Genomic DNA, 26,225 nt, shown 5'->3' with positions numbered 1-26,225 from the left:
TACACTATGGTTATCTTTATTGCAGGCTTATTTGTTGGATCGTTCTCTATGCTTACAGTAATGAGTCTTATGGTTGCAGCTAAAAGAGGAGACCAACTACTTGAATCACAACGATAATTTGAAAGCGTTTTCTAAACAACCTCAACTTTTGGGGTTGTTTTTTATTTTTCAAAATAAGTTAATTACATATAATTTAAAAAAACGGAAGGGGAGAACGGGGTGAGAAGGGAAAAAGTACTGATTACTGGCGGAGCTGGGTTTATTGGCGGGAATTTCGTTCATTATATGATGAATACATACCCTCAATACGATATTTATAATCTTGATTTATTAACCTATGCCGGTGATATAACAAAGCATCATGATATCGAGGGGAGACGAAACTATCATTTTATTAAGGCGGATATCACGGAGCGCGAGGTGATCATTTCGTTGTTTGAACAAGAGAAGTTTGATTATGTGATACATTTTGCAGCGGAAAGTCATGTCGATCGATCGATTGCTGATCCGAGTATCTTTGTTTGGACCAATGTTTTAGGGACTCAAGTGTTATTAGATGCGGCTCTGCAGGTGGGTGTTAAGAAGTTTGTCCATGTTTCGACCGATGAAGTATATGGTGAATTGGACTTTGATCCAACTACGTTCTTTACAGAAGAGTCCCCATTGCAGCCCAATAGTCCCTATAGTGCAAGTAAAGCATCGTCAGACCTGCTAGTAAGAGCCTATCATGCAACATACGGACTTCCAGTCAATATTACACGATGCTCTAATAACTATGGACCGTATCAATTCCCAGAGAAACTGATACCAATGGCCATTTCTAGGGTTCTAAATAATGAAAGGGTTCCGGTATATGGAGACGGAAAGAATGTCCGGGATTGGCTCCATGTCCTGGACCACTGTTCAGCCATCGATCTTGTCATGCATAAAGGTGTTACGGGAGAAGTTTATAATATTGGCGGGCATAACGAGCGGAGTAATTTAGAAGTGGTAAAGACAATCATTCGTTTCTTAGGGAGGTCGGTTGATTTAATTGAATTTGTAACGGATCGGTTGGGGCATGATAAACGTTATGCTATTGATCCTGCGAAGATAGAGAAGCTTGGCTGGAAGCCTACTTTTACTTTTGAAACTGGTATTTCTCAAACTATTAACTGGTATTTAAATAACAATTGGGGTCGGATCAGGTAAAGTTGCTGAATTACCGAATATCCAGCCATCTAACGGAAAAATCAAAAGAGAACTGAAATCAGTTCTCCTTTGATGTAAACTTTATAGCTAAATCGTATTTTAAAAGTGAGTGGATATTAAATCTTTGATTTTATCCTGGTCAATTACCAGTTGATAGTTATTAGCCTTTAAAATGTCATCATACATTCTTTTTCCAACACCAGGAATCTGATGATATTCCAATTGTGTATTTGGTTCAAAGTCTTTTGCTGCAAGTCCAAGACTTAACATATCGGAAGTTGACATATTGCTTGCTATTACAAAGTTAGGAATAGATTTTACGAGTGAAGGCAGATTATTGATATTACTTGGACTTAGAGCTTTCTTAGCAATTCCTTTTAGTGCCTCTTCTTGGAGTTTTTGACGGCCATACTCTCCGCTTTTTAGAGAATAGCGTTCGTGGACAACCTCTGCGACCATTTTTCCATCTAAAGTATGTGTACCTGCACTTATTACTTTATTTTTATTTTCCTTATACCAAGGATGGGTTAATTTAACATCAAATGGGACATTCATATCAATACCACCAACCGCATCAACCATCGCTTGAAAGCCGCCATAATTGGTTTCTACATAATAATTGATCGGAACACCGGTTAATTCTCCAACTGCGTTGACAGCAGCCTCTATCCCTTTTTTGGCCCCTTTTGTTGCCTGCATAATATATTGGACACTCGTAATTTTGGTATATCCATAGCCATCTAAATGGACACGGGTATCACGTGGAATGCTTATTGCATCATATTTATGCTTCGTTAAATCCACATGAACAAGCATCATTGAATCAGAATGCCCTATCTTTTGACCTTTTCTTTCATCGGAACCGATTAATAACAAATTAAAAACAGGTTCTTTTATCTCTACACTCTTATTTACTTGCTGTTCATTGTTCCCAGAATTTACAACGGGAACGGATGTAAAATGATTATCTGGCTGTAATTGATAATATCCGTATCCTACGCCAGCAATAACGAGTAAAAGGATACCCAAAAAGCTAAATCCTACGATTTTCCATTTATTTTTTTTGCCTTTTTCTTTCATATTTCCTCCGATATTGGTAGAGAGTTTCCTCTAAATTAACTAGGTTAATAGTCATAAAAATATTTTACTGTTTTTGGATATTGGATTCAATATTAATTAATTGGAAGGAACGCGGTTGTATTTGTCCATATTCATTTGAGCCAGAGCTATTATTCATCCGCAGGCCAGGTAAAAATAATAGAAATTTTGATGCCGCGAATAATAGCGGAATTAAGAGGCACAAGCAGCTAATTGGTACTATGTCTACAGCATTTAGGACACCGGGACTGATTTGGATTCTAATTATTGAAATCGCAACTTTAAGTTACTTATGGGGTTCAAGTGCATGGTTACCTTCTTATCTTTTGCAAGAGAAACACTTTTCTTTAAAACAAATGGGAATGATCGCTTCTCTACCTTTTGTGATAAGTATAGGCACTGGTTTTCTTGGAGGATATATCCTTGATCGCTTACCCACAAGAAAATTGACTCTTTTATTCGTAATTGGTGGAGTGGGCACGGCTCTTTCTGTAACAACGGCCATCATATCCACAAACCCAATCATTACAGCAATCGGTTTGATTTTGGCTAATGGATTTTGGGGAATACAAGGTCCAGCAATTCCGACGATGGTTCAAAATTTGTCTGATGCTAGAAGTGTAGGAAGTACATATGGAATTGTAAATGGCATAGGGAACTTAGTTTCGGCATTTATGCCTACAATAATGGGAGTGGTTATTGGAAGTCTAGGAGGGAATAACTTTGTAGGTGGATTTTATCTATTAGTGGGCACACAAATTATTACAGCAATATGCGGGCTATTCTTTTTAATGTATAAAAAAGATTTGCTCATCTTAAAAGGTAATGTCGTAACGAAATAAAGATGATTAGTGAGGGTTAAAAATCCCGAGCCATTGTCATCGCCCGATATTGGTCGAAGATTAATAGTTTATTATAAAGCTACTTCATTGAGACCTTTTAAAGCAATCCTGCGGAACCATGTGAACCGTTCCCTTGGTACTCCCGGACACTCCTGTGTCTTTAGACTGATATACGCAATAAAATATTAGTAGTATTCAACCATTGATAATAGTTGGAATATTAAATAAAATGAAACCAACCCATCAGACAGGTGAGACATGTAAGACGCATAAGACAGGTATATACATAAGACAAGTAAAACGAATGGGGTGCTGATCATGTCGAAAAAAGTTAGTAGTATTGTAACGGAATATATTTTGGGAGAAATTAGGAAGGGTACGTTTAAAGTAGGGGATAAACTGCATTCGGAAAGGGAGCTGATGGAAACATTAAAGGTAGGCCGCTCATCCGTGAGGGAAGCCTTAAATAGTCTGGTGGATATGCAGGTTTTGGAGAAGCGAATGGGGATTGGCGTATTTGTCAAAAAAACGGATTTTAGCGACATGGTTCACAAGCATGTTGTGTCCGCACTGCTCGATCCGAAAAGTTCCCGAGAACTCATGGAGTTTCGTTTGATGCTTGAAGTTGAAATTTGCGGGAAAGCAGCAGAAGTGGCAAAAGAAGAGGACTTTGTTCAAATGGAGCAATCCCTGGAAATGATGAAGAGAGCGATCCAAATGAATTTACCTATTCTCGAAGCGGACCAAAGATTTCACCAGGCCATTGTCCATGCAACAAGAAATCAGGTATTGATGAAAGTTTATGAATCTATCACTGATTTTCTTACCTCCGCCAAAAGAGAAATGCTCTTGATTTCTGATAAATTAACGACTATTCAATTCCACGAGAAAATTTATCGGGCAATCAAAGATCATAATGTTGAATTATCGAGACAAATGATGAGGGAACATTTGTATGACGTAGCCATTCGTTATGAAAAGCTGCATGAAAAATGGGAGAGAGAAGAACAGCAGCGGGAGAAAACAGAACAACAATAAGAACTTATTGGTAACTATTTTTTTAGTTTAAAATTTCAGAAAATAAATATATTTCAGATTTTGTATAGTTGTTTATTAATAAAAATTAAATCATAAATGGGGGTTGAAAGTATGTTAAGTAAAAAGACTCGATTTACATTTGCAACAGCTATTATTGGATCGATGATCGCCATGACCGGATGCAGCGGGAATCAATCTGCATCAACTGGAAATTCCGCTCAAAAGTCTGTGTCTACCACATCTACTGGCAAAAAAGTGATTAACATCAGTCTTAAAGCGGATCCGCCAAGCTTAGATCCTAGCCAATCCAATGCGCTCGTCGATCGCCAAGTTCAAAACAGCATCTATGATAAACTCTTTGACCTGGACAAGGATGGGAAAATTGTACCTGTCCTAGTCGATTCCTATGAGGTTTCTCCGGATGGGAAGGTGTATACCTTTAAATTAAAGACGGGAATCAAGTTTCATGACGGTACTGAATTTAATGCGGAAGCTGTAAAGTTCAATATCGAGCGAGATAAAGCAGACAATTCCCGTCGTAAGAATGAAATGAATTTTGTCCAAAAAGTAGATGTCGTCGATCCGCAAACGGTGAAGATTGAACTATCTGAACCATTCTCTCCGTTTATTTCGATCCTTACCGATCGCTCAGGAATGATCGTATCTCCTGAAGCGGTGAAGAAATATGGCGATGATTACTTGAATCATCCTGTAGGAACCGGTGCCTATGTTTTCGTCGAGCATGTGAATGGCGACCATGTTACGTTGAAAAAGAATGAGAACTATTGGAATGGTAAAGTCAACATTGATGAATTGCATTACAAAGTGTTTACGAACGGAACCGCAGCGGTGCAAAACTTAAAATCGGGCCAGCTTGATTTCGTAGATGAAGTTCCGACTAAGGAAATTAAGGGATTGGATAATAATCCGAATGCCAAAGTGGTTGCTGAAGCCGGAATGGCTTATCAAGGGTTCTACCTGAACATGAAACAAGAGCCATTCACCAATAAGTACCTTCGTCAAGCGGTAAATAAGGCTGTTGACAGGAATGCTTTTATAAAAGTTGTCCTAGACGGCTATGGAGCACCTGCAAACTCTCCGTTTGCACCAGGTAACCTGGCCTATGGCGATTCGGATAAAGTGAGCAAGCCAAATAAACAAGAAATCAAGGACCTGCTAGCCAAGGGCGGCAAACCAGATGGATTCAGTTTTAAATTACAAATCGGCACTTCTCCTGTCAATGAACAGTTCGGAGCTGTCATTCAGAACATGTTAAAGTCTTACGGAATCCAGGTAGAACTGGAAAAGGTCGAGTTTGGTACTTTGTTGGAAAATGGGGCTAATCATAAATTCCAAGCTCTTCAGCTCGGATGGTCCGGACGTCCCGACCCAGATCAAAGTTTCTTCGATTTCGTCGTGACCGGTCAGCCAAACAACTATGCCGCTATATCAAACCCGGAATTGGACAAGCTGGCTAAGCAAGCTCGAATTGAATTGGATCCAGCCAAGCGTAAGGCTTTATATGATCAAGCGATGGAAATTGTCCATGATGAATCCGAATACGTGCATATTTACCATGATTTCAACCGTTTTGGTGTCTCTAAGAAAGTTACAGGCTTTGAATATATACCAGACGGTATCATCCATACACAAAAATTAGACAAGAAATAATATCTTTTTGAAAAAACGATGAGAGGAGAAGGTCATGAAATTTCTCGTAAGGCGTTTGCTGTTAACCATTCCGATTCTCTTCCTAGTGTCAGTTCTAACCTTTTCTCTGATCCATTTGATCCCGGGTGATCCAGCCCGGGTCATCCTTGGTCAAGAGGCGACACCCGAAGCTTATCAATCACTTCGCGCAGAATTAGGATTGGATCAACCGATTGTCATTCAGTACTTTACCTGGGTCGGGCATGTTTTGACAGGAAATCTTGGAATCTCAATCACGGATCGCGTTCCGGTCACTGAACTAATTTCCCAACGATTGCCCGCTACTGTTGAATTAACGCTTGGTACCTTTTTGGTCGCTTTGTTGATTGCCTTTCCAGCCGGTATCCTTGCTGCGGTTAGAAGAGGAACAGCCCTCGACTATACCAGTACATTTGTTGCCTTGGGCGGGATGAGTATCCCCAGCTTTTGGCTGGCGATGATGTCGATTATTTATTTTTCCGTAAAATTAGGCTGGCTTCCGGCCTCTGGCTATGTTCCTTTTTCAGATAATCCAGCACAGAATTTGCTGGCGATGATCTTGCCTTGTTTGGCCACAGGTCTCAGGGAATCGGCAGTGCTAATGAGAATGCTACGCTCTTCGTTGCTCGAAGTAGTCAATATGGATTTTGTCAGGACCGCTAAAGCCAAAGGGCTCAATGAAGTAAGGACCATTTTGGGACATGTTCTCCGCAATGCGATGATCCCAGTTGTCACGACCTCCGGTTTGATGATTGCAGGACTTCTTGGCGGATTGGTGATTACCGAATCGATTTTTTCCATTCCTGGCTTTGGCCGGCTTATCGTTGAATCCGTTTTTAAACGGGATTATGTAACCGTACAGGGGGCGATCTTAGTATCTGCCGTATTGGTGGTTGGTGTCAATCTAGTCGTTGATTTGCTTTATGCCGTGATCGATCCTCGAATCAAAGCGGGCAAGGGGGTTTCCTAATGAAGACATTGAAAAAGTTTCTGCGAACTGGATTAGGGGTTTTAGGCGGAATAATTATTCTTGGTTTGATTCTGATGGCGATTTTTGCCCAACAATTGGCCCCGTTTGATCCGAACGCCCAAGACTATAACGCTATTCTATTGCCTCCTGGCGGGGAGCATCTTTTTGGAACGGATGATTTAGGAAGGGATATCTATTCCCGAGTCGTTTATGGAGCACAAATTTCAATTAAAGCGGCTTTATTATCTGTGGGCATCGCTATCCTTATTGGTGTTCCGATAGGACTCCTTTCCGGATACTTTGGCGGATTCTGGGATGAGTGGGTGGTCATGCGTTCCGTTGATGCGATGCAGGCTTTCCCTTTCCTTATTTTGGCACTGGCGATTGCTGCCGTGTTGGGAAATGGATTCGGAAATGCGATGATCGCCATTGGGGTTGGTTTTGCCCCCGCTTTTATTCGGATTACACGAGGACAGGTGCTGCAGCTTCGCAATATGGAATATATTCATGCGGCCAAAGCGACAGGTGTCAAAGAACTTCGCATTATTTTCAGTCATATTCTGCCGAATGCCCTTAATCCGATTATCATTCAATCCACTCTTGCTATGGCATCAGGGATTCTAGCAGAAGCCTCCTTATCCTACTTGGGATTAGGTGTTCAGCCTCCGACTCCATCATGGGGAAGCATGCTGAACCAGGCCCAAACGATCATGACCGAGTCACCCTATGCGACCATTTTTCCTGGTATGGCCATCTTTTTGGTTGTTCTCGGGTTTAATCTGCTGGGTGATGGATTACAGCAAACATTGGATCCAAGAATTCGTAAATAATGGAAAGGAGAGGTGAACATGAGTGCCATTTTGGAGGTTAAGAATCTGAAAACAAAATTTAAAACAGACATGGGCACCGTTGCGGTTGTCGATGGTGTAGATTTTTCCATAAAGCCAGGTGAAACGCTAGGTGTGGTTGGGGAATCCGGGTGCGGTAAAAGTGTGACCAGCCTTTCTGTTATGCGACTTCTGCCGTCCAATGCCAGCAATGAAGGGAGCATAACCTTCCAAGGTCGTGAGCTGATATCCCTTCCGGAAAAGCAGATGCAGCAAGTTCGGGGAAATGATATCGCGATGATCTTCCAGGAACCGATGACCTCCCTCAATCCATTACATACGGTAGGGAAGCAAATTGAAGAAGCCGTTATTCTCCATATGAACATTTCCAAGCGAGAGGCCAAAGAACGAGCGGTTAAGATGCTAAAGGCGGTGGGGATGCCAAGAGCGGAAGAGATTTATGGGGAACATCCCCATCAGCTGTCAGGTGGAATGCGCCAGCGGGTAATGATTGCCATGGCGATGGCGTGTGATCCTAAATTGATTATTGCTGACGAACCAACCACGGCCCTTGATGTCACGATTCAAGCGCAAATCTTAGACTTAATGCGAGATTTGAAAGAGAAAACAGGAACTTCCATTATGCTGATAACCCACGATTTAGGGGTTGTCGCCGAAATGTGTGATCGCGTGATCGTCATGTATGCCGGACAAGTCGTTGAGGAGACGGACGTTGAGACTCTGTTTGAAAATCCGAAGCATCCCTATACGATAGGGCTGATAGATTCTATCCCATCCTATGAGGTTGAGACGGAATATCTGAATACCATTCCCGGATCGGTTCCGCTTCCGTATGAGATGCCGAAAGGGTGCCGGTTTGCTCCCCGTTGCAGCTTTGCGAAGGAGATTTGTCATCAACAGGCACCGAAACTGAAGGAAATCGAAAGCCAGCATAAATGCCGCTGTTGGCTTGTTACGGAGGAGGATGCCTCATGAAGCCCATTTTAGAAATCAAGGGGTTGAAAAAACACTTTCCGATCAAAACGGGTTTTTTCAATAAAGTGACCGGTCATGTACGAGCTGTCGATGGGGTGGATTTTCAAGTAATGCCAGGTGAGACCTTAGGGATTGTCGGGGAATCGGGCTGTGGAAAATCGACAACCGGACGGACGATTCTGCGGTTATTGGATCCTTCTGCTGGGGAAGTGTTGTTCAATGGCAAGGATCTGGCGAAACTGTCCAAGGAAGAAATGCGTCAGATGCGCAAGGATATTCAAATGGTCTTTCAGGATCCCTATGCTTCGCTTAACCCACGTAAAACGATTAGGCAGATTTTGCTTGAGCCGCTGAAAGTGCATGGGATTGGTTCATCTCGAGGAGAACGGATCAAGCGAGTGGAAGAAATCATCGAAGTGGTAGGGCTTCGGAAAGAACATTTAGACCGTCATCCACATGACTTTTCGGGCGGCCAGCGCCAGCGGATTGGGATTGCACGCGCCCTCATCCTTAAACCGAAGGTGATAATTGCAGATGAACCGGTTTCTGCCCTTGATGTCTCCATCCAATCGCAAGTCTTGAATCTATTAAAGGATTTGAAGAAGGAGTTTAATCTTACGCTCATCTTCATTTCTCACGATCTATCCGTTGTCAGGCACTTATGTGATCGGATTGCCGTGATGTATTTGGGGCGTGTCGTGGAAATTGCTGATAAAAAGCAGCTCTTCACCAATCCAAGTCATCCCTATACGAGTGCCTTATTATCGGCTGTGCCTATCGCTAATCCAAAGGCCAAGCGGGAGCGGGTCATTCTTAAGGGAGATTTGCCAAGTCCGGCTAATCCGCCGTCAGGATGTACTTTCCATCCTCGTTGTCCAGTCGCGAAGGAAAGCTGTAAAACGAAAATTCCCATCCTCCAAGACATTGATAGCGGACATCATGTTTCCTGTCATCTCTATACGGAGGAGAAGACAATTAAAACCAAAGAAGAAAAGATCGGCTAATTGAAAATTTACATAGAGACGGTTCTTGTGGCCATTATTAACTTCATTTGAACCATCAGAACCGTCTCAATGGCGTTAGGGGAGGTAATAACAAATGAATTTTGATGCTTTGCATTATCCTTATAGATCACAACGAAATGTTGTATATGCCAAGAATGGGATGGTTGCTACGTCTCAGCCTTTGGCTGCACAGGCAGGGTTAGATATTTTGAAAAAAGGCGGAAATGCGATTGATGCAGCCATTGCGACAGCTGCTTGTTTGACAGTAGTAGAGCCTACCTCGAACGGAATTGGCGGAGACGCTTTTGCGCTCGTTTGGACAAAAGGACAGTTACACGGACTCAATTCCAGCGGTCCAGCACCAATGAATATCTCCATCGAGAAGGTAAAAGAAGATGGACACGAAAGGATGCCTAAGTATGGCTGGGTGCCTGTTACGGTCCCGGGTGCTCCGGCAGCTTGGGTAGAATTATCAAAACGTTTTGGCCGCCTGCCTCTGCTAGATGTGATGAAGCCAGCGATTGACTATGCCACAAACGGCTATCCTGTTTCTCCTACACTCGGCCGCTTTTGGAAAAGGGCATTCGAACAATACAAACAAAATTGTACAGGGGCCGAGTTCGAAGCTTGGTTCGAGACCTTTGCACCAAAGGGACGAGCACCTGAAGTCGGAGAAATGTGGTCGTCTCTTGACCACGCTGACACACTAGAGCAAATTACAAGAACAAACGGAGAAAGTTTTTACAAAGGGGCTATTGCAGAAAAAATCGCCGCAGCTTCTGAAGTTCACGGAGGCTATTTAACCAAAGATGATTTGGCAGCCTTTCAACCTGAGTGGGTTGATCCGATTAAGGTAAACTATCGCGGCTATGATGTTTGGGAAATCCCACCGAACGGGCAAGGTATTGTCGCTCTAATGGCTCTGAACATCCTCAAAGGATTTGATTTTACTACAAAAGAATCAACAGATACGTACCACAAACAAATTGAAGCTATGAAGCTTGCTTTTAGTTGCGGCAAGCAATATATTACGGACCCTAAGCATATGGGGGTAACAGCAGAAGAGTTATTAAGCAATTCGTATGGCCGGAAGCGTCAAGCACTGATTGGAAGTGAAGCAGGCACGCCAGCTCCAGGTGTACCGCCGCGCGGAGGAACTGTGTACCTGGCTACAGCGGATGGTGAGGGCAATATGGTATCGTTTATCCAAAGTAATTATATGGGCTTTGGTTCTGGGATTGTCGTACCAGGTACTGGGATTGCCATGCAAAACCGAGGACATGATTTCAGCCTCGACCCTACTCATTACAACTGCCTTAAAGGTGGTAAGAAAACGTACCATACAATCATTCCAGGATTTTTAACGAAGGATAATCAAGCTGTTGGGCCATTCGGAGTCATGGGTGGATACATGCAGCCGCAAGGGCATGTTCAAGTCATTATGAACACGATCGATTTTCACTTAAATCCTCAAGTAGCTTTAGATGCCCCAAGATGGCAATGGAAGAGTGATAAAACAGTAGAAGTAGAAAAATCATTCCCACTCCATATTGCAGAGGAATTAGGACGGAAAGGTCATGACATTCAAGTTTTGGTAGACTCAGGTTCGTTTGGCCGCGGTCAAATTATTTGGCGGGATCCGGAAACAGGTGTATTGATGGGTGGAACAGAATCAAGGACAGATGGGGCGATTGCTAGCTGGTAATCCACAGAAAAGGATTGAATCTATGAAACAACGAGACATTTTTATCGCATTTTTTCGCAGCAGTATGCTTGGATATGGTGGGGGACCGACAACCATTCCCCTTGTTCAAAAAGAGGTAGTCGAACGGTTTAACTGGATGAATAATGAGGAATTTGGCGATGTGTTGGCTATTGCCAATACATTACCCGGTCCGATCGCCACCAAGATGGCAGGTTATATCGGATTTCGCGTGGGTGGCGTACTTGGAGTGATCAACGCCATCTTTGCAACCATATTACCTACGATCATCTTAATGATTATTTTGCTTAGTACCTTAATTGAGTTCAAAGATTTGAAATGGGTTCAAGGAATGACAAAAGCGGTTGTTCCTGTAGTAGCTGTGATGCTTGGAGTCTTAACGTGGGAATTCGTCCAGAGTTCGATTAAAGGCCTCAAGTGGTTTTTTACCACCTTGCACATTATTGTCGCCTTAGTCCTAATCGAATTCTTCGGTATCCATCCCGGCATTGTCATCGGGGCTCTGTTAGTTTTTGCTGTCGTAAAACCTACAGATACATCTGTGAAAAGGAGCAAGCAGAAGGGATTATCCATATGATGATTTACTTGCATATCTTTTGGGCCTTTTTCTTTACGAATATTTTAGGTTATGGTGGAGGCCCAGCAACCATCCCTCTTATTCAAAAAGAAGTGGTAGAGCATTATCATTGGTTAACTACACAAGAATTTAATGAAGCTTTAGCGATGGGAAATGCTCTGCCCGGTCCGATTGCCACCAAGATGGCCGGCTACATCGGATTTCAAGTAGGCGGCTATTTTGGCTCATTGCTGGCTGTATTTGCAACGGTCACTCCGTCGCTTATTCTCATGCTTACTCTAATGGGGCTTCTTTATAAGTTTAGGAAATCTCCACAAGTCAAACGGATGACGCTTTACGTCAAACCGACCATTGCGGTGCTTCTAGGAGTGATGACCTTTCAATCATTCTATGAATCTTACTTCCAAATCGGAATAGGGCACATTCTATTCTTAGGAATAGGCAGTTATCTATTAATGGAGAAAGTGAAAGTACACCCTGGAATCATCGTATTTGCTGCACTTGTATATGGGGCGATTAATTTGTGATCGCAATTCAGGGGTCAGAGCCCCACTCAGCTAAAGTTTAACGCGATGAAGTGTGTGAAATAAGGTGGAAGGCAGGTCCTTCCACCTTTAAAGTCCTTTAATTGATTTAAATATTTATCGAAATTCGGAGGAACAAAGGGAAAGGTGTTGAATTATGTAATGGGTGAAGTAATTATAATAGAAAGAGACTCCCTCTGCATGTTAGAAATACTTTCACAAAATGAATGGTCTTAATAAATTCAGGTTCCTGTCACTACCCGATATTTGAAAGGAATTTTGCGTGAAGTTAGTGCGTATTTCTTTCGGAAAACCGTTCTAGAAAACAAGAAAACCACCCTGCGCCGTAAGCAAAAGGGTGGTTCGCTCAAATAACCAACTTTAACAACCATCACCCTAACGGTAGAGGTTGCATGGAGAAGTGTTAGCAGCACTTCTCTTTTTTATTGTATGTCTATTATATACAAAAAAATTCCTAAATAAAAGTAATTCCGGTGGTGGAAGCCGAAGGGCTAAGAAGAACAAAGGTTTTCTAGAGGCTATTATAAAGACAATCTTTTTTCACCCCCCCTTTTATATAATATACCGGATGCCCTCTAAGATTGTTTTTTGAACAGTCTTGAGGGCTATTTTTTTGGTGACCATTGGAACAGTACTTGTGGTGGATTCTAGCCTCTTTAAAGGTCATGAAGAGAAATAAATTACATCGTCCCTTTAACATGAAAAGGAAGAACTCTCATAATCTAGGGAATAGGAACCTTGCTATATTGATTTGTAATGGACCATAAAGGGAGTGAGAGGATGAAATTAAAGTGGATCATGGCCGTTGCATTGGTTGTTTTCTTTGCTGCAGGATGCAGCGGTATGGAAAAAAGAACTGTTTCAGAAGAACCGAAGGTAACGGAGGAAAAGGAACCAGACAAAACTGCCGGTGAAACAGAAAAACCAAACACCCAGGAAGAAAAACCTTCTGTTCAGCCGGGAAAAAATACTAATGATGATGTAAAACCTAATAATCAACCGGGAACTACCCATCTAACGATTACCATTCACGATGAGTCCATTGTGAAAGAAACCCCCATTATCAACATTATTTATCCACAAATCAATGGCATGAAAGACAAAATCGCACAAGCGAAAATTAATGATATCTTAAAGAAAAAAGCGACCGCAGCTGCCGAAAACGAAATGACTAATTATGATCCAAGTGCGCCGTCATCGTTTGATTCAAAATACAAAATCACTTATCAGAATGACCACCTTATCAGCTTTGTGTATGATCAATATTATTATCCTAGTGGCGCTGCACATGGGATGCCAGCACGCATTCCGATCTTGGTTGACTTGGATAAGGGCAGGATTGTGGAGCCAAAGGAATTGTTTAATGGTTCGCCACAAACCAAACAAATCATTAGCGAAATCGTCCTAAAACAAGATGTTTTGCATACGCTTGAAGTGATGGGAGAATTTAAACAAATTAGTTCTGAGGATTTAGAACAGGTTTATTTAATGAAGGAAGGCTTAATGATGTACTTTCCCCCTTATGAATATGCCTCTTACGCTGATGGTACGCTTCAATATCATCTTTCTTTTTCTGATATTCAAAGTGTATTAAACAATGCATTTTTCAAGAGTCATGGGATTAATATTTCACAACCGGTTGATTCCACTATCCTTTATGTTTCTGAAGGCTATCATTTTTCAGTCCCTAAAGAATGGATGGGTCGATTGATATTTGAAAGAGCCGAATACTCGGAGAATCATAATTGGATGTCTGAAATCAATGTATATTTTAATTCTGCTGATAAACAATTATTGTTTAGTTTCCATATGTACGAAAAACAAATTTGGGATTCATTAAATGCTGGAGCGGAGGTAAAACTAGCTCAAAAAAGTGAGATTGTTTTTTCGTATTCCGTTGCAGATATCCCGCCCAATAATTTACAGGCCAATGAATTCATCAAGAATGTTGTTCCTAAAATCATAAAGACATTTCATATTGATTTTTAACAAATGAAGTAGACCCTAATAAATAGGCAAAAAAAAGTCCCTGCGAAGGCTTCCTGCAGGGACTTTTCCATTTGTGGGTATTGAGCGATCACTCTGATCTTTCAATGATACCCAGCAAGGTTCCCTTTTTAAAAGAGGTAGGGTTTGATGTTACAAAAAATATTTCCTGAAGTGTAGGGTAAATCCCGTTTCACGCCCTGAGCCGCGCTCGTGAAGAATTAAAGATTGATAAGCGAAGTTCTTCAATTTGTTAAGAGCTATAAAGGGAATGAACCCTTCGCCACTTATTTTAAGCCATATTGAGATTTATAAGTTAACTTACCATCTTCGAAGTCTAAATCAACATATCTCCAAATATATTCAGTTTCAGTGTCAAGTTTATAATCCCATGTATATGATGCGTCTGTGTGAACTATTTTTCCAATCTCTTCGGAATAATCATCATTGTATATTGTTTCGTCCCAAGATGAAGAATAAATTAACGTGAATTTTTCCCCTGTAATTGCTTCTACATCATCTAGGCTCATACCAATTTCGATTTGGTTGTACTCTGCTAAGGTTACTCCGTTAGTTGCTGCTGGAGTATAGAAGAAGCCTTTATCCACTTTTTTAGTTTTCTTTACCCAAGAAGACGAAGTGTATCCTTTAACATATTTAGCAGGTACATATACTGTAGCGGTCTTCGTTTGTTTTACCCATTTCCCTTTAACTTTCACATAAGTTGTATATTTAAATGAGTCCTTATACCAGCTGGCAGTATACTTTGTCATATCATTTTTAGTTGGTATTTTTACGTTGATAACTTTTCCTTTATAGTTTCGTGCAGTTAGTTTGGCATTTTTACTTGCTTTTGTGTAAGCTTGAGTGCTTACAGTAGTTTTATAGGTTGTTTTTGATACTTTGTCATAGTCTACGAAAGATACAGATCCATAAGAATAGTTTTCTTTGTATGCTGTTAGAGCAACAGATGCAGTTGTTTTTGCACGAACTGTTGTACCTTTATAATCTTGAACCATGTAGTAGTTCGTTGATGAATTTGAAGCACTCTTAAAGAAATTTGAGCCTGCAGGTTTTGTTAATGTACTTGCCTCTGATTTTGTTATTCCAGCTCCTGCGAATAATCCTAGTGCAAATGTTCCTGCTGTTACTAACTTTGCTATCTTTTTCATCATCTGTTGCTCCCCCAATACTTTATCTATATCAATCTCGTTTGTTACCATTAATCGCTCCACCAAAAAAGAGTAACCATTCTCAGCTACTCTTTGACTAATTTGTAAACCAGAAATATAAACATATGAATACTTTCGCCTATGTCCTAATACCTATTTTATCTTATTCAACAATGATGTGTCTATAGGGGGAATTTTTAAGTATTCTTTCGAACTAGTAATAGGGAATAGAAATCTTTTCCCATTTTGATAAATAACCCAGCTAGATCATAGGAAAAGTAATTTAACTGTTGGGTACCAGGACGTTCAAATTGATACATGGTTCTATTTCAAAGGGAACGGGGATCCTTACGCAGTTGCCAATACTCTAGAAGGACGAATATATTTACATAGATTTATTATGAACACCCGCAAGGGAATGGTCACAGATCATCGAAACCATAATACTTTAGATAATAGAAAAAGTAATCTAATGAATGCAACTATCAGTGAGAATCAACAAAACAGGCAAGGAGCAAGAACAGGAAGTAAAAGCGGTGTCAGAGGAGTTTCTTGGGATGAAACTAACCAAGATTGGATTGTAAATGTAAAAGGTACATATTACGGAAGGTTCAAGGATATTGAAGAAGCTAAGAAATTAGCAGAGAGAAAAATTAAAGAACTATTGCCATACCTCAATAGTTAAAACCTAATTAATATAACAGAGAAACGACTAATCAGGCTCAACTCATTCAAGGAGGTGAGAATTGAGGTCAGCGTATAATGGCAATTAAGTCAAGAGTATATATATTTTATAATAAATGCCGAACCTAAGTTAAACTCCCAATTATAAAAATATAGTAGATTTTAATTAAATATTTGTTTTAGGAATGGGCAAACAGGAGCTAAATCCTGTCTTTGGGGTTCGCTAAAAGTAGAACACCCTATGATGTGAATACATAGGGTGCGGGCTTATCACTCTTTATTTTTGCTAGAAAAGTCATGATTAATTTTTTCGATAGTAGAGAGTAAATCATTAACGATTTTAGGCTTGGATATAAAGTAACCCTGGATGATATCGCATTTCAGTTCTTGCCATTCTTTGAAGTCTTGAACTCTTTCAACCCCCTCAATGACCACCTTTAATCCAAGGTTATGTGACATTTCAATGATTGGAGAAATGACATGGTTGAGTTTTTTGTTGTCTATTAAACTCCTAACAAACCTTTTATCAAATTTTACTATATTGATAGGTAATTCCAGTAGATCGGAAAAGGAGAAATATCCAAAACCAAAGTCATCGATAGCGACTTGGAAACCGAGGTTTTTCAAGTTTAATAGTTTAACTTTTACAACTTCTAGGTTATAAAGGTTAATACTTTCGGTGATTTCAAAAGTGATGCATTCATAGCTGAGGCCAAAATCATGAAGGGTTTGGCAGACCATTTCTTCGAAGTTAGGTGTTAGTATTTGATGGATAGAGATGTTGACAGACACTTTTATGGTGTTTAAATAGGTATCCACAAGATGCTCTTTAATGTGTTTGCATACAGTTCTAAATAGCCAATAGAAGAGTTCATTGGAAAATCCTGTAGTTTCCGCTATCGGAATGAATTCAGAAGGTTTGATGTCCCCGAGCTCTGAATGTTCCCATCTGATTAGTGCTTCTACACCCACTACCTTTAGATTGTCTAGCTGGATTTGTGGTTGATAATGGACGGTGAAGTGATTGTGTTTAACCGCATAGCGCAGGTCATTTTCAATCCTTGCTTTTCGGTAGGCCTGGTTATGGAGGTCACCCCTATAGATACGATAGGAATTGCTGCCTAGGGCTATTACTTCATACATCTGAGCTTGAGCTAACATAATGAGTTGTTCAGTTGTGCGGCCATCGTAGGGGAATATGCTTGTCCCAATAGCTATTTTGATGGTAACGGTCCGTTGTTTAATGGTGTAGTCGCCCTTAATGTGACTAATCAATCGTTCAAGAATGTCAGTGCATTCCTCTTTGCTAACATTTGTTAAGAGTATAATAAAATCAGTGGAATTAACCACCCCGATAGTGTCAATCTCTCGTACACATTTTTTTAAGCGGCTAACGATTAATTTTTGTAATTGGTTTTCGAATTTTTGATCTTCATTATGCAACAATTCAATTGGAAACTGAATACGTAGATAACAAACGGCGGTCGACATCCCGAACCGGGTGCCATAAGCCATATTCATCTTGAATCGATCTAGGAGAAGATCCTTTGTAGGCAGCCCTGTAGATGGTTCGTAAAGTGTTTTAGTATTAGAAATTTTATTAATATGGTCCATTTATATCATCCACTTTTAGTTTTTTTTCATATCTAGACAGCTAGTTAGTGTTTTGTTTGTTTTCTACATCTTTTTTAAATTGTGTGAGAATGGAATCCGCATCTTCATTTTCATGTTTTTTAAAAAAGTTGTACTTATTCAGTATATTAATGAACTTTTGCTCGGTATCTACACCTGTATAACTGTTAGTTCCGTATTCAGAATCCATATAGTTGGCATTGAAATATAATAGTATGATTTCATGGTGTGATAATTGAGCTCGTACAAAATCAATAAATTCTTCACACCCTTTTTCTTTTAAATGATCTTTGTTTTTATCAATCCACTTAAACAGCTGATAAAGATTTCTAAAGTAGTGAGGAAGAATTTCTTTATGTTTAAAATCAAGGTCTTTCATGCTAGAGGAAATATCACTCTTATAGAATCTTTCCTTCCCTTTTTTAGTATGAATTTCTAGCAAATCTTTATATGCTACTTTAAAAAAGCCTCTCCCAGTTTCTTTTCCCCCTTTATACTTATACTCCATACTTTTGACAATTTGATTATGTAAATCTAACAATTGGAAAAAAGTGGTTTCAATTCTATTGGTTTCGGCCTGATCTTTTTGAAGTCTTATTTGCTCTCCTTGACTTTTAAATGCGAAGTAAGCAAATAATACAGCAAGAAAGGTTAAGATAGGTGTGGAAGTTCCGCTGAAGAAATCCCCTATTTGGCCAAGGTCCCCACCGAAGGTTAACTTGTTACGCATATAGTTTCCGATGGTCAAAAATATAGTGAAGATTGTCCAAACTATTATAAAAATTGAGGACAAAATCATTAGAGTTTCCGTTTTGTGAGATACCCCGTCCTCAGTGTTTTCTTGTTTATTGTTTTCTGTTGGTCTTTTTACCAAATCCCAGTTTCCTCCTTCTAGTAAAATTATTATTTAATACTATGTCCGTATTGAGATTTCTAGTACAAAAGGTTTCAAAGGGCCCCATCTGTTTTTGTAGAAAGATGGGTTATTTCCTGCGGAATTTTCAAACGCGTTTTGACAATCTTCTTGCTTCCTATGAAGGGGAATTCATATCATTCAGTACTTGCAGCTGTTTCAATTAAACGTTTGATTAGTATAGCCTTTTTGTTATTTCGTCGAAAGGGTGTCGTATCTTGACTTTCTGCTAAAAAGCGACTAATTTTTTGTGAATTTTCTACAAATTATTTTTATCCTAAGCATCTTCGAGACATATGTACCAAGTAATGAAGCTGTTTTAATCAAACGTTTGGTTAATAAGGAAATTTGCTGAAAAATAGGGTAGGATTGTTCAAATGGACGAAGGGTTTCAGTATAGGAAAGGAAAACAGAAACTTAAATTTATGTAAATATGGAACTTTTTGGTTTTTATATCGTACTAATGTTAGACCATTTTTTAAAATGGCTATAAAGAAGATTTTCTTTTTACAAGAAAGAGGAGGAACGTATGGGGGTAAATTCTTTAGAAGTACGATCGTTAACGAAGCTAATAGGCAAGAAGAAGATAGTAGATGATGTTAGCTTTAGTATAAAAAAAGGGGAAATCTTTGGTCTTTTGGGTCCAAATGGAGCGGGTAAAACAACCATTATCCGTATGATTGTCAGTTTGATCAAACGGACAGATGGAGAGGTTCGTGTAAATGGCCATAACCTCGATGGACAATTTAAAAAGGCAATGAGTGAAATTGGGGCAATTGTTGAAAATCCTGAATTTTACAAGTATATGAGTGGGTACAAGAATTTAAAGCATTATGCAAATATGGCCATTAAAGAAGTGTCAGATGAGCGAATTATGGAAGTTGCTAGGTTAGTAAAATTAGAAGATGCTATTAACCAAAAGGTTAAGACCTATTCTCTTGGAATGAGACAAAGGCTAGGAGTGGCCCAAGCGTTATTACATAACCCATCACTGCTTATCCTCGATGAGCCTACAAATGGATTAGATCCTCAAGGAATTAGAGAATTTAGAGATTACTTACGCACTCTTGCAAACGAGGGAATTTCAGTTCTGGTATCCTCCCATCTTTTAGCTGAAATGCAACTGATGTGTGATCGTTTTGCCATTATTGAAAAGGGTAAACTAATCCATATTTCTTCCATGAAAGAAACGATGGAAGAAGACGAAAAGACAGAAGTCATTTTTGAGGTAAGCAGCAGCAAAAAAGCAATAGATGTGCTGAGAGAAGAAGTAGCTGATACCGATATCAAGATTCTTGCAGACGACCAATTCTCAGTCCATATAGAAAAGGCTACTATTAGTACCATTAATAAGCTGTTAATTTCAAAGGATATCGATGTCTATGGCATTAGCAGGGTAGCCATTTCACTGGAAGACCGATTCTTAGAAATAACAAACAAAGAAGTTAGAGAGAGTGAAGGTGTCATGCAATGATTGCTTTAATTCGTAATGAACTTATGAAATTGTTTCAAAGAAAATCGAGCTGGATTTATCTAATCATCCTAGTACTCGCAGTCATTGTGGGGGGAATTATCTACAATAAAGTATCAGGTGAACCCGATCCGAATTGGAAAGCGGGTATGAAGGCTGAGATTGCTGAGTTGCAGCAGAATGCAAAAACGGCACAAGATGAAGAAAAACAGTTTATTACTGATGAAATTGAACAAAAGCAGAAATATCTGGATGAAACCGTTAACCCAAATTCCGTCAGTAATTGGCATTTTATGAATAATGTTGTATTTGGCGTGACGACTTTGGTGACGTTGCTGGCGGTGATTGTTTGCAGTGCCAGTGTGTCCTCTGAATTTGCAGATGGAACGATTAAGCAGCTGTTAATCAGACCGCATCAGAGATGGGCCATCCTTATGTCCAAATATCTATCATTAATTATCTATTCGCTTATTCTTGTAACGACACTTATTATTGCTGGATATCTTGTTGGTATCATTATATTTGGTAATGGGGACTTTACTGCGAAAATCTTTGAGATGGCAATAGATGGGCAGAAGGTGGCAGAAGTCGGTCCACAGTTCTTCCTTAAGATTGCCTACTACCTTCCAAGTTTGTTGGTTATAACGGCCATTGCCTTTATGCTTTCCACTTTATTTAAAAGTCAGGCATTGGCGGTGGGAATTGGTATCTTTGTCCTGTTTGTGTCTTCCACCTTGGGCGGATTAATTGTGCTTCTTGCAGAAAAATACGAGTGGGCAAAATATTTAATTTTCCCGCATCTCGATTTAACCATTTATGCGTTGCAGGATAAGATTTTGGGGGATATTACCCTACCGATTTCACTGGTTATCTTGGCTGTGTATTATGCGATTTTTATGATCCTGACTTTCGTATTTTTCCAGAAGAGAGATATTAGTATATAAGAGATAAAAACGACTGTTGAAAAGATGGAATTGAACTAAAAACTCTCCTCCTTGTAGTATCAAAATGCTTGGTGTTGGTTGATTATTCAAAAGGGACTGTGTTATGATGTCGTTTAAATGACTAATTGAAAGGGCGTATTTCTCAAAAAGGGAAATGCGCTTGTTTTTTTGGGGGAAACAGAGCCTTCATTATTGATTCTTGATAAAATAAGAAAATACAAATTTACTTGATACAATGGGAGAGGGAAAAGGTACAGAGCGTAATGGATAATTTAAATCTGAAAAATACATCGACCGACATTATTTTTATCATTATTGGTGCATTTCTTTTTGCGTTAGGTGTTAATTTATTTGTTATTCCGAATGAGCTTGGGGAAGGCGGGGTAACTGGTATCACAATTATTGCATACTATTTATTCGGGTGGTCCCCAGGTTTAGTCAGCTTAATTTTGAACGCCTTTTTGTTAATAGTTGGTTATAAATTTTTGAATAAGATCACAACGGTTTATACGATTATTGCTGTAGTCCTTAATTCGCTTTTTCTACATCTAACAGAAAGCTGGAGTATTGCTTCTAATGAATTGATGGTGAATGCAATTTTTGGCGGAGTATTTGTAGGTGTTGGAATTGGTTTAATCATTCGAGTGGGCGGAACAACAGCAGGTACGACTATTTTGGCAAGGATTACCCAAAAGTATTTAGGATGGAGCATTAGTTATGGCCTATTGTTTTTTGATCTAATTGTTGCCTTCTCATCTTATTTTATCATTGGTGCAGAAAAGCTGATGTTAACCATTATTATGCTTTATGTAGGAACGAAAGTGATGGAATTTGTTATAGAAGGCTTAAATCCAAAGAAGGCCATTACGATTATTTCTGATAAACCGAATGATATTGCCAAACAGGTGACAACATCAATGGATAGAGGGGTGACTGTATACTCGGGTCATGGTTATTACACAAAAACCCCAAAGGAAATTCTTTATATTGTTATAAGTAAGCAAGAAGTAATAAAGCTGAAACGTATTGTTCAAGCTACAGATCCGACTGCTTTCATCGCTATCCATGATGTTCGAGATGTGTTTGGAGAAGGATTTATTGATATTTCTAAATCATAATCATGCGAAAAACCAGCTAATATCATGGCAAGATAAAACTCTTAGAGTAAAATCCCCTTCACGCAATGTGGAGGGGATTTTCACTGAATTTACCGGGTTAATTCCTCATATTTAATATTAAACTCCTTAATTATTTTATTAAACTTGTCCCTATCGCTTTTTTGAGGCACTATTATTGGTGTAAAAGTTCCATTTACTAAATTTGTACTTCCGCACATCTGGCATTTTGTTGCTGAATTACTGCATAAATAATCACAATCATCACATATCTTCAATTTTATCGTCATCGTCATTAATATCAGTCTCCAATTTAAGTCTTAATAGTATCTCAATCTCAATGTCTATAGGTGAACATTATGCACCTTTTCGAGGGTCCTTCTTAAAGGAAAAGGGATTCTGTTCTAAACCAAGCATCATTTTCCTGAATTGGTCGGCCGTTTGCAGTTTATGGTTAAAAGAATAAAGTTTCATAGGAACTGTTATTGTTAGTCCATTCGCAAACTCTACCATTGCTTGTTGATTTGAGCTGAGTGTTCTTGTGATATGAATGGGATTAAACCATATCGCATCGTTATGTTTTGATGACTTATCAGGAAAAACACAAATTCTATGTATGGGATTAACCATGATCGGACACATATATTTATTACCAAGAAGAAATTTGGCTGTTTCCATGGCACCCCGTAAATCAAAGCCAATGCATCTAATACTATCATTTAGAATTTCTAGAGGTGATTTGTCTACGATAAAAGTTCTATTCAGTTCCGTAACAATTGTGCAAAGCTTAGCGTTTCGATCATACTGACCAGCCATATACATAAAATGCGGATTGATAATATACTCTTTTTGAATAAACAAGATTTCAACTCCCTAAATTGGTTTAACAGGGCACCTTCAAAAATGGATTTACAACTATAGGCAGCCTGTGAATATTCTTCACTTTTTTACATTAAACCAGATGTTATCTGATGCGGGACATTCAGAAGTTGGATGATCTGTTGTTTTTTTTAAGAAATAATTCAGTCTGTAGTTTATAATGGATTCATTTATCTATTGGAAAATCGTATATTCAAGCCATCATGACTTTTCTAGTGTAGAAAATGTTTATTCATCAATATTTGTTATTTCTACGATTTCACGAATATCGTCTATTCCAAGTGCTTCAGCGATTTGCTCTATATGTTTAAAGTTAATATTTTGTCTCTGGTGATTGGCCAACTCAATAAGTGCCGCTAATCTCACACCTGATCTACGGGATAATTCTCGCATTGAAATACCCATCTTACCTAGTAAACTATGAAGTTTCACAACAACCTTTTTCCCCATTTGTCTCATTCACCCCCTTATTAATACCTAAACAAAAGCTAACATATATAAATAAACAAGGCGAACACAAAAGCGGTTCATTTTAACTATTTTGTGGATAGTGTTGATAACTTTACTAAATTTGTCATATTTAGGCGAATGTGTGGGTAATTTGTAGGTGGATTAGGGAATCTAGTCGAAAAAAATCAGGTGTAAGGGGCATAAAAGTAACTAGAAAAGGTTTCTTGCTATAATAAATTTATACTTTAAGAAGAGTGATAATAATAATTAATAACATCGAACCCGAGTGTTTATTTTGTTCTTTTGTAGGATTACTTAAAAATGCAAAAACACCTAAGCAGGCGGGGGAGAAGAGTTTTGCACTAGAGATAGTTGCCAAGGGAAACAATCTATGTTGTTTAATAGTTTCATTTCTTCAAGATGGCTTCGAATGAGATGGGTAATGGTAGAATATTACAATGTTATCTCTATTAAAATGTTAAAGTCTACTTATCTTTTGTATATATAAGGTTACAAGAATTATGGGAGTTTAAGAGAAACTTATCTGATTTTGTTGAATAGAGGGTTATTTCCTGTGAATTGGTTTCATTCTTATCGACATTCTTTGTGCTAACTTTCCTAGGGAGATTCTTATACATCAATCCTTGTGGCGGTTTCAATCAAACGTTTGATTAGTATAGCCTTTTTGTTATTTAGTCGAAACGGTGTCATATATTGACGTTTCGCTAATAAGCTACAAATTTTTTGTTATTTATCTACAATTTATTTTTGGAGCATGCAGGGTTAAGGCATATGTACCAAGGGGCGGAGCCGTTTTAATCAATCGTTTAATTAATAGGGAAATTTGATGATAAATGTTAAACCGTTTCCTATAAAGAGGCGGGTTGTCCATATTTTCTGTTGAATGAATAATTAATCTGCCTTTGGTATATCAATAAAATTATGTCTTTAATACAAAGGAGAGAAATATAATGAATAATGAAAGAACCTCGAATGGAGTCAAAGGTGAACAACAAAAGGTAATTGCAGCTCAAAATCAAGCCAATCAATTTAATAAAGGTGATACAGAATTTTCATTAGATGAGAATGTCCAAGAAGGTTTAGCTAAGAGTCAACAATACCAGGCAGAAAATCAGCAGCCCTCATACGAACCGAATAAAGCATTTTAAGTTGTATCTAAAGAAGGAACTTCACCGATCAATATAGAGAGCCGTCTCATCAATGAGGCGGTTCTTATACTGGTGCCTGACACCGCATTCGATGCAAGTACCCCTTGGATCTAATTGGGTATCAGAGGGGGGCTATACGTACTAAAGGGAATAACTTCGGAAATTCCCCCAATTTTCTTGTTTGGCAAATTGAGGGTAGGCGGACATGAAATGAACGATTATGGATGCATGATCTAGATTGGAATATGTGTCGAATAAAAAACGATCGCCGTATCGAATCGCTGTTAGGGCAAGCGGTAATTCACGCCTAAATATTTCCGTGCGCTTGGCTGATACATTTTCGTTCAGTTGTCCTTGATCTATATATAGATAAACACAGTAGTATAAGGAAATTCCATTTGTTTTCCATTCCCCTAATACCTCATCCCGCAAAGGATTGATTTTATCCCAGGCATACTGCTTTCCAATGGCTAAAAATAGCTCACCCGTTAAATCAGAGTGGGTTAGTGTGTAATATCTTGGGATCACAGGTTCCGTAGCAGTAACACCATCCATATATACAACAGATAGTTTTTCTGGAATGAAATGGGCCAAGCCATCAACTCCCATCAGTTTTTTTATCATTATGTTCATTGGAATTTATTCATTCCTCTGTTATTATTCATTGTTGATTCTCGTGTAGGGGATGAGATGAGAGGTCATAGGCGGAGAATTTCCTGCTATTGTATATAGAGGGGCTTATGAAGCAGATATAAGCGGAGATTTTCCGCTTATCGGCTCTAAATTAGACCAAAATCCAAAGATTTGGTCATTTAAGCGGAAAAAGTTCCGTTATTTTCATGAAAATATGGGTATTTCTCAATTTAAACGGAATTTTTCCGGTTATTTTTTAAACACATTGAAATTACCATTCAGTTATAACAGGACCTTTTAAAAAAAGATAAAATTTTTGTTGTATAAGTAAACAGAAGGTGTTATGATATAAAAGTTGCTTTTAGCGGTGGCTTAATCAGTTGAAAGTGATAACAAAAAAACGAATTATTATGTTGACATAATAATAGCGTTTAGATATAATAACAAATGTCGCTTCTGACAAACGAAATTGTTCTTTGAAAACTAAACAAACAAAATCGTGCAAACAAACAATATTAATCGTGTTTCTTCTATTAATATGAAGAACACGAGCCAACGTAACAAATGAGCTAATCAACTTTCTTGGAGAGTTTGATCCTGGCTCAGGACGAACGCTGGCGGCGTGCCTAATACATGCAAGTCGAGCGAGACTCTTCGGAGTCTAGCGGCGGACGGGT

The 26,225-nt window shown here is 39.0% G+C and carries 25 protein-coding genes and 1 rRNA gene; 19 read left to right on the top strand and 7 right to left on the bottom strand.

What is annotated here, in order from left to right:
- Nucleotides 1–6 precede the first annotated feature (6 nt).
- Together ACE198_RS01800 and rfbB are read left to right on the top strand one after the other, a co-directional pair.
- Nucleotides 7–117, top strand: coding sequence for a DUF3789 domain-containing protein (locus ACE198_RS01800; protein ID WP_375374515.1), 111 nt, complete (start codon nucleotides 7–9; stop codon nucleotides 115–117).
- A 102-nt stretch (nucleotides 118–219) separates the two neighbouring features.
- Nucleotides 220–1,191 carry a dTDP-glucose 4,6-dehydratase gene (rfbB, locus tag ACE198_RS01795; protein ID WP_375374514.1) on the top strand — a complete coding sequence of 324 codons (972 nt, stop codon included), beginning with the start codon at nucleotides 220–222 and terminating at the stop codon, nucleotides 1,189–1,191.
- Between the two features lie 99 nt (nucleotides 1,192–1,290).
- Here rfbB and ACE198_RS01790 read toward each other — a convergent pair whose 3' ends face one another.
- On the bottom strand, nucleotides 1,291–2,271 hold the full coding sequence (locus tag ACE198_RS01790) for an LCP family protein (protein ID WP_375374513.1): 981 nt from the start codon (nucleotides 2,269–2,271) through the stop codon (nucleotides 1,291–1,293).
- 80 nt (nucleotides 2,272–2,351) lie between these two features.
- Between ACE198_RS01790 and ACE198_RS01785 the strand changes: the two genes are divergently transcribed.
- The 11 genes from ACE198_RS01785 to ACE198_RS01735 all read left to right on the top strand — a co-directional run bounded on the left by ACE198_RS01785 (nucleotide 2,352) and on the right by ACE198_RS01735 (nucleotide 14,489).
- Entirely contained in the window at nucleotides 2,352–3,131 is a 780-nt protein-coding gene (locus ACE198_RS01785) for an MFS transporter (protein ID WP_375374512.1), read from the top strand.
- Between the two features lie 318 nt (nucleotides 3,132–3,449).
- Nucleotides 3,450–4,169, top strand: coding sequence for a FadR/GntR family transcriptional regulator (locus ACE198_RS01780; protein ID WP_375374511.1), 720 nt, complete (start codon nucleotides 3,450–3,452; stop codon nucleotides 4,167–4,169).
- A 111-nt stretch (nucleotides 4,170–4,280) separates the two neighbouring features.
- Nucleotides 4,281–5,840: an ABC transporter substrate-binding protein gene (locus ACE198_RS01775; protein ID WP_375374510.1), complete on the top strand. Its 1,560-nt coding sequence runs from the start codon at nucleotides 4,281–4,283 to the stop codon at nucleotides 5,838–5,840.
- A 34-nt stretch (nucleotides 5,841–5,874) separates the two neighbouring features.
- Nucleotides 5,875–6,828, top strand: a complete 954-nt coding sequence (locus ACE198_RS01770) for an ABC transporter permease (RefSeq protein WP_375374509.1) — start codon at nucleotides 5,875–5,877, stop codon at nucleotides 6,826–6,828.
- The gene (locus ACE198_RS01765) at nucleotides 6,828–7,658 is read left to right on the top strand and encodes an ABC transporter permease (RefSeq protein ID WP_375374508.1); all 831 of its coding nucleotides are present in this window, start codon (nucleotides 6,828–6,830) and stop codon (nucleotides 7,656–7,658) included. The genes ACE198_RS01770 and ACE198_RS01765 overlap by 1 nt, the downstream gene beginning before the upstream one ends.
- Before the next feature lie 18 nt (nucleotides 7,659–7,676).
- Nucleotides 7,677–8,651 carry an ABC transporter ATP-binding protein gene (locus tag ACE198_RS01760; protein ID WP_375374507.1) on the top strand — a complete coding sequence of 325 codons (975 nt, stop codon included), beginning with the start codon at nucleotides 7,677–7,679 and terminating at the stop codon, nucleotides 8,649–8,651.
- Nucleotides 8,648–9,655: an ABC transporter ATP-binding protein gene (locus tag ACE198_RS01755; RefSeq protein ID WP_375374506.1), complete on the top strand. Its 1,008-nt coding sequence runs from the start codon at nucleotides 8,648–8,650 to the stop codon at nucleotides 9,653–9,655. Before ACE198_RS01760 ends, ACE198_RS01755 begins: the two co-directional genes overlap by 4 nt.
- Nucleotides 9,656–9,749: 94 nt before the next feature.
- A complete protein-coding gene (locus tag ACE198_RS01750) occupies nucleotides 9,750–11,360 on the top strand; it encodes a gamma-glutamyltransferase family protein (RefSeq protein WP_375374505.1) in 1,611 nt (536 codons plus the stop codon).
- Nucleotides 11,361–11,382: 22 nt separating this feature from the next.
- Complete coding sequence (locus tag ACE198_RS01745) at nucleotides 11,383–11,955, top strand: chromate transporter (protein WP_375374708.1); 573 nt, start codon at nucleotides 11,383–11,385, stop codon at nucleotides 11,953–11,955.
- Nucleotides 11,955–12,482, top strand: a complete 528-nt coding sequence (locus tag ACE198_RS01740; protein WP_375374707.1) for a chromate transporter — start codon at nucleotides 11,955–11,957, stop codon at nucleotides 12,480–12,482. The genes ACE198_RS01745 and ACE198_RS01740 overlap by 1 nt, the downstream gene beginning before the upstream one ends.
- Nucleotides 12,483–13,280: 798 nt before the next feature.
- Complete coding sequence (locus ACE198_RS01735) at nucleotides 13,281–14,489, top strand: DUF3298 and DUF4163 domain-containing protein (protein ID WP_375374504.1); 1,209 nt, start codon at nucleotides 13,281–13,283, stop codon at nucleotides 14,487–14,489.
- Nucleotides 14,490–14,773: 284 nt separating this feature from the next.
- Here the strand turns inward: ACE198_RS01735 and ACE198_RS01730 are convergent, their stop codons facing one another.
- Nucleotides 14,774–15,709, bottom strand: a complete 936-nt coding sequence (locus ACE198_RS01730) for a hypothetical protein (protein ID WP_375374503.1) — start codon at nucleotides 15,707–15,709, stop codon at nucleotides 14,774–14,776.
- Between the two features lie 349 nt (nucleotides 15,710–16,058).
- Here ACE198_RS01730 and ACE198_RS01725 point away from each other — a divergent pair, with 349 nt between their 5' ends.
- Nucleotides 16,059–16,343: an HNH endonuclease gene (locus tag ACE198_RS01725; protein WP_375374502.1), complete on the top strand. Its 285-nt coding sequence runs from the start codon at nucleotides 16,059–16,061 to the stop codon at nucleotides 16,341–16,343.
- A gap of 269 nt (nucleotides 16,344–16,612) precedes the next feature.
- Here the strand turns inward: ACE198_RS01725 and ACE198_RS01720 are convergent, their stop codons facing one another.
- Together ACE198_RS01720 and ACE198_RS01715 are read right to left on the bottom strand one after the other, a co-directional pair.
- Nucleotides 16,613–17,956, bottom strand: coding sequence for a putative bifunctional diguanylate cyclase/phosphodiesterase (locus ACE198_RS01720; RefSeq protein ID WP_375374501.1), 1,344 nt, complete (start codon nucleotides 17,954–17,956; stop codon nucleotides 16,613–16,615).
- A 40-nt stretch (nucleotides 17,957–17,996) separates the two neighbouring features.
- Nucleotides 17,997–18,848 (bottom strand): putative phage abortive infection protein, encoded by an 852-nt coding sequence (locus tag ACE198_RS01715; RefSeq protein ID WP_375374500.1) that lies wholly within the window; start codon nucleotides 18,846–18,848, stop codon nucleotides 17,997–17,999.
- A gap of 568 nt (nucleotides 18,849–19,416) precedes the next feature.
- On the opposite strand from ACE198_RS01715, the gene ACE198_RS01710 reads away from it, so the two are divergent.
- From ACE198_RS01710 to ACE198_RS01700, 3 genes are all read left to right on the top strand, one after another.
- A complete protein-coding gene (locus ACE198_RS01710) occupies nucleotides 19,417–20,361 on the top strand; it encodes an ABC transporter ATP-binding protein (protein WP_375374499.1) in 945 nt (314 codons plus the stop codon).
- Nucleotides 20,358–21,302, top strand: coding sequence for an ABC transporter permease (locus tag ACE198_RS01705; RefSeq protein ID WP_375374498.1), 945 nt, complete (start codon nucleotides 20,358–20,360; stop codon nucleotides 21,300–21,302). The genes ACE198_RS01710 and ACE198_RS01705 overlap by 4 nt, the downstream gene beginning before the upstream one ends.
- Nucleotides 21,303–21,580: 278 nt before the next feature.
- Nucleotides 21,581–22,420, top strand: coding sequence for a YitT family protein (locus ACE198_RS01700; RefSeq protein WP_375374706.1), 840 nt, complete (start codon nucleotides 21,581–21,583; stop codon nucleotides 22,418–22,420).
- Nucleotides 22,421–22,774: 354 nt separating this feature from the next.
- Here ACE198_RS01700 and ACE198_RS01695 read toward each other — a convergent pair whose 3' ends face one another.
- Complete coding sequence (locus ACE198_RS01695) at nucleotides 22,775–23,278, bottom strand: competence protein ComK (RefSeq protein WP_375374497.1); 504 nt, start codon at nucleotides 23,276–23,278, stop codon at nucleotides 22,775–22,777.
- 246 nt (nucleotides 23,279–23,524) lie between these two features.
- Entirely contained in the window at nucleotides 23,525–23,746 is a 222-nt protein-coding gene (locus ACE198_RS01690; protein WP_375374496.1) for a helix-turn-helix domain-containing protein, read from the bottom strand.
- A gap of 971 nt (nucleotides 23,747–24,717) precedes the next feature.
- On the opposite strand from ACE198_RS01690, the gene ACE198_RS01685 reads away from it, so the two are divergent.
- Nucleotides 24,718–24,915, top strand: a complete 198-nt coding sequence (locus ACE198_RS01685; protein ID WP_375374495.1) for a hypothetical protein — start codon at nucleotides 24,718–24,720, stop codon at nucleotides 24,913–24,915.
- Nucleotides 24,916–25,056: 141 nt separating this feature from the next.
- Here ACE198_RS01685 and ACE198_RS01680 read toward each other — a convergent pair whose 3' ends face one another.
- Entirely contained in the window at nucleotides 25,057–25,548 is a 492-nt protein-coding gene (locus tag ACE198_RS01680; RefSeq protein ID WP_375374494.1) for a staygreen family protein, read from the bottom strand.
- Nucleotides 25,549–26,127: 579 nt separating this feature from the next.
- On the opposite strand from ACE198_RS01680, the gene ACE198_RS01675 reads away from it, so the two are divergent.
- A 16S ribosomal RNA gene (locus ACE198_RS01675) occupies nucleotides 26,128–26,225 on the top strand; the annotation flags it as partial.

Source organism: Neobacillus sp. KR4-4 (genome assembly GCF_042136325.1).
Classification (GTDB): domain Bacteria; phylum Bacillota; class Bacilli; order Bacillales; family Cytobacillaceae; genus Neobacillus.
Note: the sequence above shows the minus strand (reverse complement) of the source record. Positions and strands in the feature narration are given on the sequence as shown.